We start from the raw sequence: 13,291 nt of genomic DNA, 5'->3' as shown, positions 1-13,291 counted from the left end.
CTAATTATTTGACAAATAATTAATTAAAAGGAGTTGTGCCTGACTAATTGATTTTATAGTTTATTATAATCTTTAAAACCACCTCCTTTGGTGGTGGTCATGTTTAAATGGCTTTGCATCTAAAATTATTAACTTAGTGTCATGAGTAATTTCAAGAAACTAAGTCACGTCATTTATAGGTGTACCATCATATTGTTTGGACACCCAAGTATCGGTATCGCATTCTTGAGGGGCTGGTCAAAGAGCAGCTATTAAAAGATATTCCAATGCTTTTGGAATGGAAATCATGCGAGTTAATTGAAATGAATATTCAAAAAGATCACATTCACTTAATTGTCAGCATGCCACCTAAAATGTCATTGTCACAATTCATGGGAATTCTAAAAGGTAAAACAGCCATCAAAATATTTAAAAGCTATCCTCAGTTAAAGACGAAACCCTATTGGGGAAATCATTTTTGGTCACGAGGATACTGTGCAGACACTATTGGACTCGATGAAGAGAAAATCAAGAAATACGTCAAATACCAAGAAGAGCAAGAACGTTTAGAAGAGCAACAAAGGCTCGATTTCGACCCCTTATAGGGGCTTTCACAAGTCCATCTTCTAAGAAGGTGGTTTTTTAATTGTTTACCATGTGAGTAATCGTTTAGTTGTTACTCTTCGGTTTCGGGCTCTTGTTTTTTGTTTCCACGAATTAAATTCAAGAACAAAGCTGAGCCAAATTCAAATGCCCAGTCTTTTAGTCCGCTGGTTAAATTATCTATAATACCAACAGAAGAACCAAGCAGTTTTTTCTCGCTTAATAACTGGCGGTACTCTATGTTTTTTTGCATGAGTTCCAGTTCCCGCATATTTTTTACTCGCTTCATATTTATAATGGTTTATGCTCTATATTCTTCCCAAGCCAGTTGTAATAAACTTATTTATGATCTATTTCATCATCTTCAAATAAGATTTCCGAGAAATTTGAAAGGAAAAATGTGGTGAGTAGTTTCTTTCGGAATAAAATAAAAACGATCAAAATAAAAATTAAACTTCCCAGCACTATGGATGCACCTTCCAGGTAATTGTCGTAGGTTTGACCGTACCAAAAAGTGAACATTACACCGGCAAAAGCCAGTATTAACGTGGAGAGTAAAATGATTATGAGCATCCCAAAAAGAATGCTCATATATTTCGACGTTTTTTTCAAAAACAGGAGCTTAACCAAGTCGATTCTTGTTTGCACATATTGTTTAACGGCTTCGTTAAGGCCTGCCATGCTTTCTGTTAAATTGTCGCTCATTTTTTTTTACTGCTAATTGTTATCAATTGCAATTATTAGTTCGCTGCTGTATCTTTTGATGTTTTAGCTTTTGAGTTCACTTTTTCTTTCACTTTTTCTTCTGCCTCATCGGCTTTTGTTCGCATCTCAGAAACAACGTCATTCAGTTTATCCTTCACATCATCAACTTTGTCGCCAATAGTTTCCGAAATATCCTGCGAAGTTCGCTGTATTTGCTTGTTAATTTTCTTACGTGTTTTCACGCCTTTGTCCGGAGCTACCAGAATTCCTGTTATAGTTCCTGCTGCTGCACCGGCAATAAATCCCATCAATACGTTTGTTGCTTTACCCATAATAAATTTTTTTAAGGTTATTATTAAATTATTTCTTATTCTCTGTGCTCCTTCTATGAAAATTCCATTCCATTATGTTAGTCTTTTGAGTGGAATATTGTAAGGTGCAGAATATTAGTGCTATACGGTGTTTGTTGTGCTTTGGTTACATAGTACTGTTGTTGATAAAGTTCTACAGTTATTGTGAAAAGTGTAGAATTACCACAGGTGCGAATATATTGAACTTGTGCGTTTTAAATGCTTTTGTGAGATTGGCACAGTTTTGCCAATAGTAATTACGAAATATTAAAATGATAATTATGAAAGCGTTAGGATTTATTTTGCTATTAATTGGATTAGTTGGAGCAGTTGTATTTGGTATACAGGCAATGAACAATTCAGAAACATTTTCCTTTCTTGGATTGGATGTAGCCCTAAGCAGTGCCAACTGGACCCCAGTAATAATAAGTGGTGTATTGGCCGTTTTAGGTGTGATAATTTTGTCTGTGAATAAAAAGAAAGTGGCATAAATCTCATTTTTTACTATTTTTTATCACGTTTTTGTATGATGAAAATTCAAACAAAGCTTACAATTTAAATAAATAAAGCCGCTGCAATGGCCATTGAAGTGGCTTTGTTATGTAAAGAGATTCCTTCTATTAGTAGTTTGTAAATTGAACTCATAATCACCTCTCGATTGGAGTTATTGCAAAACTACAGGTTGTGTAAAATAATGCACAATTTCCCCTTTTTATTCTACAGTTTACAGAGGTTGAGTATTTGTAAGTAACAGATATGTAAATAGATGCGTTGTTGGTTTGTTTTGGAATGATTTTGTTATACCAAATAGTAATTACAAACTTAAAATTAAAAATTATGGATAAATTGATAATTAAAGGGAAATGGAATTTAGTTAAAGGAAAACTGAAAGAGAAATACGGACAGTTAACTGATGATGACTTGCAATATGTTGAAGGAAAAGAAGATCAGTTAATTGGACGACTTCAGGAAGTGACAGGAAAAGCAAGGGAAGAATTAATTGAAGAAATCAAAAATTTATAAGTTATGAGATCACTTTTATACATAATTGCAGTGGTACTGGTTATTGGCTGGATATTTGGATTTCTGGTTTATTCGCTAGGCAGTTTAATCCATATATTACTTATTTTGGCAGTTATTTCAATTTTACTATCGTTAATTAAAAAGAGCTGACATAACTTGAACAAAAATAGTAGCTACACAAAAAACAGGCATTTTTTAATGCCTGTTTTTTTATAATTTATTTTTATCGACCGAACTAATTTTAAATGTTTCAGCAAATTTTAAAGGTTTATTATCGTGGTCGTAAAAAAGCGAATACTGATAACTTAACTGTACCCCGAAATAGAAGATAAAGGAAACGTAATAAATCCACAGAAGAACAACGACAAATGAGCTGGCGGCTCCGTAAATAACACCAAGTTGACTTTTGCCAATAAAAATGCTAATAAGGATTTTTCCGGTGAAAAATAGTACTGAAGCAAGTGTGGCAGCAAACCAACAAGCTTTCCATTTAACCAATACATCAGGTAGGAAACGAAAAATGAGTGCAAATACCCCAACCGTAATTAGTATTGAAAAGACGGTTTTAAAAAGCCTAAAAAGTGTAATAAACTCGGGATCGTAACGACTGGATAACCAATCCTGAAATAAACTCATTGAAGCATCGATAACCAACGAAATGAGCAGAACCAGGCCGAGGCTTAATATCAGTCCAAAAGAGAATAACCGGTCGCGTAAAAATTTAAGAACATTTAATTTCAATTTTGATTTAACCCGAATTCTCCAGATATAATTTATGGAGTTTTGCATAATACTGAAAAGTGTAGTTGCCGAGATCAAAAAAAAGATTCCCCCGATTAGTGCACCCATGCCACTTTTTTCGCTGATGTTATAATTATCGATGGCCGATTGCAAAAGCCGACTGCTATCGCTTCCAACCAGGTTGGACAGCTCGTTAAAAAGTTTTTCGCGTATAACAGCATCGTTGGTAAAAATGCCAAACACCGAGATAATGATTATAAGAATGGGTGCAATTGAAAAAATTGCAAAAAAAGCAGTAGTAGCAGCCATTCCAATGGGGTTGTTACTGCCAAAGTTTTTAAATGTGTTGATTATTATTTTGAAATTATTTCTGACTATTCGAATCATTTTTGTCCTTGTTTTTTTCGGTTAAATAATTTGAGTCTGTGTTGCTCTGTTCCCCGGTCGCTGATTAGAAATGCATAAGGTTTTAAGCTGTCAATTTTCCGCATTATAATTTTTAAAGTTGCCAAAACCGGAATTACGACCAACATACCGGCTATACCCCACACAATATTAGCAAACAATAAACTAAGAATAATTGCCAATGGATTAATTTTTATGCTGTTGCCTACAATGTTTGGCGTTAATAAGTTATTCTCAACAAATTGAATAATTATAAAAAGTGCCACAACTTTTAGCATTGTCGCCAAGGGGTGTGGATAAGTGAAAAAGACATACATAAATGGAATAAAGCCACCCAAAAAAGTCCCGATGTAGGGAATGAGGTTTAGCAGGGCGGCCAGCACACCAAGAACCAAGGCATGTTTAACTCCGATAATTAACAACCCAACTGAATTGAGAACGGCAAGTATGGCAACAACCAGAAATAGTCCGCCAAGATATTTGGTAATAACTGTCGATATTTCGCGCAGAATAGTAAGTGTTACAAACTTTTTATCTTTAGGGGTGATACGTAAAATAAAGTGAGCTGTTTTTGTACGGTAAAACAAAAGAAAGAAAGTGAAGACCGGTAAAATTCCAATCTGGAAAATGGTAGTTGTTGTGGCCGTAAAAATATTTCCTATTCCGGATTGCCAGGTGTTAATAAAATTTTCTGCTGTCTGGTTAAGATAATAATCTACGGTTGATGCGTCAATTTCTAATTTGTCAGTAAGTAAATTTTGAATACTAAGACTTTTGCTGGCAAACTGCTCTTTAACATCGTTAAAATCAAAATCAACAGTTGAGGCTTTTAACGAGAATAAAAGCGCAATTCCACCAATAAAAATAATTACCACTAATAGCACCATTAAAATGGAAATAGCCCGGTTAACGCCCCACCGTTCGATTCTCCAAACTATTGGGTAAATCAAATAGGAAAAAAACATAGCTAATACCAGTGGGATAAGAATATTTTTGGTTAGGATTATAAAAGTCAAAAAAAGTGCGATTATTATTAAAAAAAGAGCCGTTTTTGTTAGTCCTGTAATTTTCATTTCTATGGAGTATTTTCATTTTATATGTAATAATTGTGCCATTATTCTTATTCGCATTGCGCTGGCTGATGCGGGAAACAGGTAAGTTAGCAATTAAAATTTTACTAAAAGCGTTAAAGTAAATGCATTACCGAATGTGGCAAGGTATTTTCGGAGTATCATGTAAATCAAAACAAATTAGTTATGGCGAAAAAGAACAATATTCCGCAAGTAAAAAACGAAGAGCAGTATGAAGCGCTGCGCGATAAAGGGCACAGCAAGCAGAAAGCTGCAAGAATAGCCAATACGCCTGATTCAGGAACAAAAGGAGGGAGTAGTAGTAATTATGAAGAACGTACAAAACAGGAGTTGTACGAGAAAGCCCAAAAAGTTGGAATAAAGGGGCGAAGTAAAATGAGTAAAGAAGACTTAATTGAGGCCTTACGAAATAACTAAAGTCATTAGGTTAGACAATATAAACGGGAGATCCAAAGTTTCAGAAAAAAACATTTTTTAAGGAATGATCATCTCCACACGGCGGGGCAAAATTTCCACATTTACTTGTAGCGGCTGACCAATAATTTCCCCATCAATTTGTAAGGTTTGGCGCTCCGGATTTTTAATTTGTACCTTCTTGCATTTGTAGGTATCTATAAAATCGAGGGTGTGTATTCTTCGGGTGTAGAACGGAACCAGCATTTTCAAAAACTCGGTGAAGCTCTCTGGTCGGATAATTACCAGCTCAAACAAACCATCATCCACTTTCCCCTCGGGATTGATAACAGCGCCGGTTCCAAACTTCGATGCGTTGGCCAAAACGACCATAAAAGCTTTTTGCGAAAATGTAGAATCATTCAAAGTAATTTCAAAGCTTGCCGGTTGTGCATTTCCAAACTCCTCAATAAAGGATTTTGTATACCCAAACATGCCTCGGCTGTCGCTTTCCTCGAACGTGTTAATTAGCTGTGCATTAAATCCTATGTCGCTTAAATGCAGGCAAATGTGATCCTCATTAATTTTCAGCACATCTGTTTTTTTCGATTTTCCTGTCGTTATCAGTCTCAGGTTTTCGTCAACTGTTGTTGGAAGATTAAGTTCCGAGGCCATGCCGTTTGCCGAGCCCAGAGGAAGAATACCCATTTGTATTGGCTTGTTCACTATTGTTTGTGCTACAAGGTTGCACGTTCCATCGCCTCCCACTGCCACTATCGTTTCCGGTTGAAGCTCTTCAAGTTTATCGGTAATTTTTTGCTTATCGTTTTCTCCTGTTGTATGGAAAAACTCAACCTGTTTATCGCGTTCTTTCATGAAATTGCGGACCTGGGTTTTTAAATCGTCCTTTTCAATATCGCCCGAAACGGGGTTGATCACAAATAGTAATTTTTCTTCTGGCATATCTTATGTATTTGTTTGCAGTAATTAGTATAAATTCTGTGCCGAAAATAACTATGACAGACGAAAATAGAATGATCGATTATTTTGAACGGAAAAACAAAGGCTTCCTCAAAAAGCTAAAGTTCAGACTGAAGAATAAATTGGGTTGGCTTGGTGTGCCACAGGTAATTCCTTATCGGGGATTTGGATCGCACTCATCGGGCGAAGTCAATATTACCGGTGGGTTATACGAAGATAAAGGAATGGAGAAACCTGAAGGAAAAAATTCATTGCTCGAAAATATACTGACGATGTTAAAACGGTATTCGGGCGATCAGATTCCTGGAGCAAGAATAAAAATTAGGCTTGGCGACGAACAAAAACAACCTTTAACCGGGGAAAACGGTATTTTTAAAGCTACTATGCCGTTGAATGAAAAGGGTGGAGAACAGAGTACAAAGTGGATTCCTTACGATGCTGAATTGCTGGACCAGATAGGAGCTGAGGTGAATAATTTTCGAGTCAGGGGGGAGATTTTGATTCCGGGAACCGACACATCATATGGTGTAATTTCGGATATTGATGATACCATAATGATTAGCCATTCTACTCAAACAATAAGAAAATTAAGATTGATGCTCACCCACAATTCGCGAACAAGAAAACCGTTTCCCGGGGTGGAAGCTTTTTACAGAGCACTTCATCAGGGAGTGGATAGTAATAGTAAAAATCCTTTTTTTTACCTGTCGAGCAGCGAGTGGAACTTATACGACCTGATCGATGATTTTTGCTCGTACAACCAATTTCCAAAAGGTGTTTATTTGCTTCGCGAAATTAACCCGGGGCTGTTAAATATGTGGAAACAAGGTGGAGGAAATCACGAACATAAATTCGATAAAATAATCAAGATTTTTAAAATGTATCCCAAGCTGTCATTTGTTTTGGTTGGAGACAATGGTCAGCACGACCCTGAAATTTATGCCCGCGTGGCACGAATCTATCCTCAGCGAATTAAAGCAATTTACATCCGAACGGTTCGAAAAAAGAAAGACAGACACATGAAAAAACTGATTGCAGAAATGGAAGAATTGAATGTGCAAATGGTTTTTACTCCCGATACAATTAATGCAGCGCAACACGCAGAAAGTATTAATCTCATTGCTAAATCGGCTGTAAAACCAATTATCGAGAACAGTTTTACCGATTAGGTGTTTCATGTATGCCAAGTGTTACTTATGATCAAAAAAATAGTTTACATATTCTTCGTGTCAATTATCCTGCAACTATTTGGCTTAAATCTGAAAGCGCAGGAAAATTACGAAATCAGAAGTATAGGTTTCAAGGGAAACCGATCGCTGGAGAAGAGCTACTTGATAGACAAAATGGTTGTTGAAGAAGTTTCGTATTTCGAGAAACTTCTAACGAAAAACGAGCCCTCTTTGTTTAGCCGGAAGTTAATAGAGCTGGACTTGGAGCGGCTGAGAAAAACCTATCAAAGCGAAGGTTTTGTTGATGTTAGTGTAAAGCTTGATACCTTAAAAGCCAACGACGACAGGCAGATAGTAAAACTCAATTTTATTATTGAGGAGGGCAAGCCGTTTACTATTGATACGGTGATCTTTAAATTAAAAGAGGCGAATCCACAAATCAATATCGATTCCATTGGCAAAAACAATAGCAAAAAGCTTTCGTTAAGAAAGACAAAACGATTTAGCGATGAGGCGCTGAAGAAAGACATTTCTTTTATCCGTAATATTTTTTTAGATATGAGTTATGCTTATGTTGAAGTCGACTATCAAATTCAACTGGATACTGCTCAGCAATTAGCTGGTATAACTTATGTAATAAATCCCGGGCCGGTTAGCCATTTTGGAAAAACAACCCTGAAAGGAAATGAACACGTCGACGAAGAATTTGTACGCAAACAATTTAGTTATAGCGAAGGAGAAGATTACAATAAATCGCTTTTAGATAAAACGCGGGAGTCTTTATATCACTTGCGGCTTTTTAGCGTGGTATCAGTACTTCCACAAAAAGACAATACAACTTTGCGCAATCCGATTCCGGTGAATGTATATATTGAAGAAGCACCGCGGATTAACACTGAATTTGGTGCCGGTTACGGAACTGAGGATAAATTCAGAGCCTTTGTTGATTTTACTTATCTGGGATTTTTGGGTACTGCCCGGCGCATAAATATTTATGCAAAACATTCGGCCATCGAGCCATATTTTATAAGCGTAAAATGGACTCAGCCGCAGTTATTCGATAAAAAAGGAACCGTTTCTATCAATCCATTTCTGGGACGTAATGCCGAACCCGGATACGAAACCAGTACCTACGGATTAAACCTGCCTTTAACCTATCGTTTTAATAAGAGGTTAAACACAACGCTCACTTATTATTACGAGAGAGTGGAGCAGCAAATTGAAGAGGGCGATCCGGAATTTCCCGATCCCGAGGAGGAGAATTATCTCTACAATAAATCAGGGGTGATGCTAAGTTCGGTTTTTGCAACTGCCAGTCCGAAATTTTCTCCGCTTCAGGGAGTTAACCTGTCAATGGGAGTGAAATTAAACGGTTATAAGTTTGGTGGCGATTTTAGTTACTTACGCGTTTGGGGCGATTTTCGTACGTATCAAAAAATTGATGATGTGGTGTTGGCCCTTCGCGGAATGATCGGGGAATCCACTCTTCTGATGACAATGGTTTTATTCCTGTTGAAGATCGATTTTACTCAGGAGGTAGCAACTCTGTAAGAGGTTGGAGTCGTTCGAAATTGGGACCAAAGCGCGAAAGTGGAACTCCCCTTGGTGGGAAAAGTATTTTGGAGGGAAATGTGGAGCTCCGGTATCCGCTTTTTTGGCGATTAAACGGTGTCGTTTTTGTTGATGGCGGTAATGTTTGGGAGAAAGCGTTTAGTTATAAATTTAACAATATTGCTTATGCTGCTGGCGGTGGTTTGCGTGTTGATACGCCAATTGGCCCTGTGCGTTTTGATGTTGGATTTCCGTTGTGGAACGAGAAAAAAAGCCCCCAGTTTTTTATTAGCGTCGGACAAGCATTTTAAGAATAATAATGAAACGAATACTACAAAAAATATTGCTCTTTGTAGCTTGGTCACTTGCCGGCCTTGTTGTGCTTGTGGGCATTTCCGTTTTACTAATTCAAACTCAACCAGTAAAAAATAAACTATCGCGTATTGTCGAAAAACAAGCAGAGAAAGTGCTAAATGGTGAGTTGACAATTGGGGAAATAGGTGGAAACTTCTTTACCAATTTAAAGCTTGAAGATGTACTCTGGACATACGAAAAAGATACTTTTGCCTACTTTAATTCGGTGGATGCAACTTACAACTTATGGGGATTAACGCATGGCGAGTTACAAATAAAAAGTGCCAGTATTAATGCTCCATATGTTTATCTTCAACAACGGAATGACTCCACCTGGAATATTGAGTCTTTGATTAAGGAACAAACAAAAAATCAAACAGATACGACTTCCTCTTCCGGAAAATTTCATTTGCTGTTATCTGATTTTGAACTTAACGAAGGCAGACTTCAAATCCAGGCGCTTGATTCGATAATTCCTGATGAAGTAAAAAAGATAAACCTTAAAGCAAACGGCTCTTATTCTGCCAAAGAACAAGATCTGACGGTAAGTAGCTTTAGTTTTCAAACACAGCGTCCGGATATTACTTTGCTTGAGCTGAATTTTGATGCCTTGCGCAATGACGAAATCATTTCGCTTAACAACCTTCACTTAAAAACAGCACAAAATGCGTTGAATGCTGAGGCTAATTACTCCAATGAGTCCATAACAGATATTTCGGCTGAATTGAAAACAGAACCCGTATATTTTAACGAATTTGAGTTTTTGTTGCCCACGCTGAATCTTCCGGCCCGGCCGGTAATCGATTTGAAAACAAATTCTACAAAAAGTGGCGTTGAAGCAACACTCTCGGTCAACGATCAAAATCAGCAGATACATCTTGATATTTTTTCTGAGAACCTGCTACAATTTATCAGTGACGGTGGCAAAACAGACTTGAAATACAAAATTTCCGGAAATGTAGAGAAAATTAACCTGGCGCATTGGCTCGGAAATAAGAAATTGGATCACATTATAAATGGCGATTTTGAAATAGACGGAACCGGAATTAATCCAAAAACTGCAGACATAAACTTAGATGGAGACTTTTGGGACTGTGTTTTTTCGAAAAAACCAGTGGAAGAAATAAACATGACTCTACGGCTGAACAGGGGAGATCTCACCGGAGAGATAAATGCTGATGGAAATTTTGGTGCCGTATCAGTTATGCCCGAAATAAAAGATCTTTTGGAGCATCCAACATACAATTTGCAGGCGCAAACACGTGGGCTGAACCTGGCGCCGCTGTTTAGTAACGATTCGTTACGATCGCATATTAACCTGACAGCAGAAGTGAGTGGTGAGGATTTTAATCCTGAAAATATGGAGGCCCGTGCAAATCTAATCGTGAGTCAATCCTCTTTTTCTGATTATACACTCGACTCTTTGGTGGGACAGGTCAATTACAGCCATCAAAACATTGTTGTTGATTCGCTTTGGGCAAAAGCAAATTCATTGAAATTAAAGGCTGGTGGAAATTATAGTTTTACGGGTAGTTCTGATATTCAAATGTCGGCAAATTTCGACAGTGCACAGGTATTTTCAGCTTACATTCCACTGGATAGTATATTCGGTAGCGGAAAAGTAAATGCGCATCTTTTGGGAAAGCACGATTCACTATCGTTTACAGCAAGCGTAAATCTACAAAAAGCCGGATTTGCTAAGATCTCGGCCGGAAATCTTGCAGTAGATGTTAAGGGACAAATGGCTCCGGAGGATACAACTTTTATAGCAAATGCGCGAGTGGCAAATTTTAAAGCCGGAGATTTTGAATTGGATAGTATTGTTGCCTCTGCAAATTATTTTATCGATTCATTACAAATTGTTGCGCAGGCACATGGTAATGATTTTCACACACAGCTGAAATCAGAAATAGCACTTGACGAGATAGTAAATATTGCACTTTCAGAATGGAAACTCAACTTTAAAAACCAAAATCTTGAACTTACGGATGCGCCTGCTTTAATCGAAATTGATTCATTGGAATACCGGCTTAGTAACTTTAAAATGACTTCTGATAACTCCGATTCCGCACAGTATATAAAAGCCGGTGGCGTTATTTCGCAATACGCAGAAGAAGATTTCATGATTGAAATTGCCAACATAAATATTGTAGGCTTGCTTGAGAGTTTGGGCGTTGAAGCCGATATTTCGGGACGAATAGATGCCAGTGCTACGCTGGGAGGAACAGCGCGTTCTCCCGAGATGAATGGAAATCTGACCATTGAAGAGGCTTTGGCTTATGGCTATCAGTTTTCGGAATTTGGCGGAGAATTTAATCTGAAAGACGATCGCCTGAACTTTGATGCACAAATTGTTCCACCAGACACTGGTTTACTTGAGATTAATGCAAATATTCCATTGGAGGCCCGGTTTGATAGTATGAGCTTTATTCTGGATAAGAACGATAACGTTAGTGGTGAATTGTCCGTTCAGCATTTTCCGATTTCGGCTATGCAGTTTTTAGCGCGGGCAGAAAAAGTTGATGGTTTTTTGAATGGGCAAGTTGATGTGGGAGGAACTTTAAATTCGCCGAAGCCAGAGGGTGAACTGAAGTTGAATAATGCTGAAGTTATCATTCCGGAATACGGAATTGAATACACAGACATTGTTCTCGACTTACATTTTTCGGAAGATGCTGCTCAACTCGACTCGTTTTATGTTAAATCCGATGACGGTGATTTAAAAGCCAGTGGAACAGTCGATTTCGGTTCTGCTATTTACAATGGGAATATCAGGAGATCGGAAATTGCTATTCATTTTAACGACTTCAATCCAGTTGATCATCGCCAGTTTAACATGGAACTTTCGGGCGATGTAAGCTTAAAAGGCGAAGCAGGGGGAGTGGTTTTTGACGGAGATTTGGAAATACCTGAAGCCGACATTTATTTGCCTGCTGTAATGAATATGACAGGGCGGTTTACCGAGCCCGATCTGCCCGAACCGGTGTTGATGCGCGAGCTGGAAAAACTCAACGATACCACCAGTTCTTCGGTAACAATAACAGATACAATTTCAACAAACGATACGCTTGATCTTAGTTATCTTTCTGATCTGACAGGGAGACTTTCGATTAATTTTCCACAGAATACATGGATTAAAAATGATAATATGTTTGTGGAAATTTCCGGAGAGCTGGAATTGATTAAAAACGCGGAATTCTTTGAGTTATTTGGGTCGGTTGATATTGAGCGCGGACAGTATACTATTCTGGGGAAAACATTCAAGGTTGATCGAGGGACCATTACTTTTCAGGGAGGAGAAGAACTTATGCCGCGACTGAATATTGAGGCTGTGCATACTTTTCGTAATCCGGAACAGGCTGAGCGGGAGCTGACTGTACAAGTGTTGGGAACAGCCAACCAACCAGAAATTAACTTTACGATGGATGGCAGTCGAATAAGCGAAGGTGATGCGCTTTCTTATATTTTGTTTGGTGTAGAAATGAACGAACTTACAATACAACAACAGGAGGACGTTTCAGGAGCAGGCCAAATTGCGGGTTCTGCAGCAATGTCTCTGCTATCGGCACAATTAACCGATTTACTGGGGGAAAATCTGGATGTAGACTACATTGAACTAAAAGGCGATGGCAATTTTGAAAACGCTACCGTTATTGTTGGGAAATACATTACCAACGATTTGTTTGTAAGTTACGAGCAACGTTTTGGCGAAACCGACGAAAAGGACATTTCAAAATACGAAGTAAAACTGGAGTACGAACTTTTCAAATTCCTGTTTCTTCAGTTAAATAACTCGTCGACCGAAAGTGGTTTTGATGTGATTATAAAATTGGATTCTGATTAAATCGCATGTTCAGTAATATCCCATTCTAAAATCTTCAGGCTTTCCATATTATTTCTTTTAAAAATATCCATTATCAATAAATTTTTGTATTGAACTAGTGTT

General features: G+C 37.7%; 14 protein-coding genes and 1 pseudogene. 9 read left to right on the top strand and 6 right to left on the bottom strand.

Annotated features, from left to right (window positions below):
• Positions 1–141: 141 nt before the first annotated feature.
• A pseudogene (gene tnpA / locus G0Q07_RS17090) lies at positions 142–584 on the top strand (IS200/IS605 family transposase).
• Between the two features lie 71 nt (positions 585–655).
• Here the strand turns inward: tnpA and G0Q07_RS17085 are convergent.
• Genes G0Q07_RS17085 through G0Q07_RS17075 form a run of 3 tightly spaced genes read right to left on the bottom strand, consistent with a single transcriptional unit; the run spans position 656 to position 1,619 of the window.
• A complete protein-coding gene (locus tag G0Q07_RS17085; RefSeq protein ID WP_163348294.1) occupies positions 656–871 on the bottom strand; it encodes a hypothetical protein in 216 nt (71 codons plus the stop codon).
• Between the two features lie 50 nt (positions 872–921).
• A complete protein-coding gene (locus G0Q07_RS17080; RefSeq protein ID WP_163348293.1) occupies positions 922–1,287 on the bottom strand; it encodes a hypothetical protein in 366 nt (121 codons plus the stop codon).
• 35 nt (positions 1,288–1,322) lie between these two features.
• Positions 1,323–1,619, bottom strand: a complete 297-nt coding sequence (locus G0Q07_RS17075; RefSeq protein WP_163348292.1) for a YtxH domain-containing protein — start codon at positions 1,617–1,619, stop codon at positions 1,323–1,325.
• Between the two features lie 299 nt (positions 1,620–1,918).
• On the opposite strand from G0Q07_RS17075, the gene G0Q07_RS17070 reads away from it, so the two are divergent.
• The 3 genes from G0Q07_RS17070 to G0Q07_RS17060 all read left to right on the top strand — a co-directional run bounded on the left by G0Q07_RS17070 (position 1,919) and on the right by G0Q07_RS17060 (position 2,810).
• Positions 1,919–2,128, top strand: coding sequence for a transglycosylase (locus tag G0Q07_RS17070; protein WP_163348291.1), 210 nt, complete (start codon positions 1,919–1,921; stop codon positions 2,126–2,128).
• A 346-nt stretch (positions 2,129–2,474) separates the two neighbouring features.
• Positions 2,475–2,660 carry a CsbD family protein gene (locus tag G0Q07_RS17065; protein ID WP_163348290.1) on the top strand — a complete coding sequence of 62 codons (186 nt, stop codon included), beginning with the start codon at positions 2,475–2,477 and terminating at the stop codon, positions 2,658–2,660.
• 3 nt (positions 2,661–2,663) lie between these two features.
• Positions 2,664–2,810 (top strand): lmo0937 family membrane protein, encoded by a 147-nt coding sequence (locus tag G0Q07_RS17060; RefSeq protein ID WP_163348289.1) that lies wholly within the window; start codon positions 2,664–2,666, stop codon positions 2,808–2,810.
• A gap of 60 nt (positions 2,811–2,870) precedes the next feature.
• Here the strand turns inward: G0Q07_RS17060 and G0Q07_RS17055 are convergent, their stop codons facing one another.
• Both G0Q07_RS17055 and G0Q07_RS17050 read right to left on the bottom strand, forming a co-directional pair.
• A complete protein-coding gene (locus G0Q07_RS17055; RefSeq protein WP_163348288.1) occupies positions 2,871–3,788 on the bottom strand; it encodes a YihY/virulence factor BrkB family protein in 918 nt (305 codons plus the stop codon).
• Entirely contained in the window at positions 3,785–4,879 is a 1,095-nt protein-coding gene (locus tag G0Q07_RS17050; RefSeq protein WP_262887975.1) for an AI-2E family transporter, read from the bottom strand. Before G0Q07_RS17050 ends, G0Q07_RS17055 begins: the two co-directional genes overlap by 4 nt.
• A 183-nt stretch (positions 4,880–5,062) precedes the next feature.
• On the opposite strand from G0Q07_RS17050, the gene G0Q07_RS17045 reads away from it, so the two are divergent.
• Positions 5,063–5,314 carry a DUF7218 family protein gene (locus G0Q07_RS17045; protein ID WP_163348286.1) on the top strand — a complete coding sequence of 84 codons (252 nt, stop codon included), beginning with the start codon at positions 5,063–5,065 and terminating at the stop codon, positions 5,312–5,314.
• Positions 5,315–5,371: 57 nt separating this feature from the next.
• Here G0Q07_RS17045 and G0Q07_RS17040 read toward each other — a convergent pair whose 3' ends face one another.
• Complete coding sequence (locus tag G0Q07_RS17040) at positions 5,372–6,253, bottom strand: diacylglycerol/lipid kinase family protein (protein ID WP_163348285.1); 882 nt, start codon at positions 6,251–6,253, stop codon at positions 5,372–5,374.
• 53 nt (positions 6,254–6,306) lie between these two features.
• Here G0Q07_RS17040 and G0Q07_RS17035 point away from each other — a divergent pair, with 53 nt between their 5' ends.
• The 4 genes from G0Q07_RS17035 to G0Q07_RS17020 are packed head-to-tail and all read left to right on the top strand — an operon-like array spanning position 6,307 to position 13,189.
• Positions 6,307–7,440: an App1 family protein gene (locus G0Q07_RS17035; protein WP_163348284.1), complete on the top strand. Its 1,134-nt coding sequence runs from the start codon at positions 6,307–6,309 to the stop codon at positions 7,438–7,440.
• Between the two features lie 27 nt (positions 7,441–7,467).
• The gene (locus G0Q07_RS17030) at positions 7,468–8,991 is read left to right on the top strand and encodes a BamA/OMP85 family outer membrane protein (protein ID WP_163348283.1); all 1,524 of its coding nucleotides are present in this window, start codon (positions 7,468–7,470) and stop codon (positions 8,989–8,991) included.
• Positions 8,919–9,302, top strand: coding sequence for a BamA/TamA family outer membrane protein (locus tag G0Q07_RS21110; protein WP_163348993.1), 384 nt, complete (start codon positions 8,919–8,921; stop codon positions 9,300–9,302). The genes G0Q07_RS17030 and G0Q07_RS21110 overlap by 73 nt, the downstream gene beginning before the upstream one ends.
• Before the next feature lie 8 nt (positions 9,303–9,310).
• On the top strand, positions 9,311–13,189 hold the full coding sequence (locus G0Q07_RS17020; protein ID WP_163348282.1) for a translocation/assembly module TamB domain-containing protein: 3,879 nt from the start codon (positions 9,311–9,313) through the stop codon (positions 13,187–13,189).
• Positions 13,190–13,291 lie beyond the last annotated feature (102 nt).

This window comes from Draconibacterium halophilum (assembly GCF_010448835.1).
Classification (GTDB): Bacteria; Bacteroidota; Bacteroidia; order Bacteroidales; family Prolixibacteraceae; genus Draconibacterium; species Draconibacterium halophilum.
The sequence above is the reverse complement of the archived record's forward strand: the minus strand, read 5'-3'. Positions and strand labels throughout refer to the sequence as shown.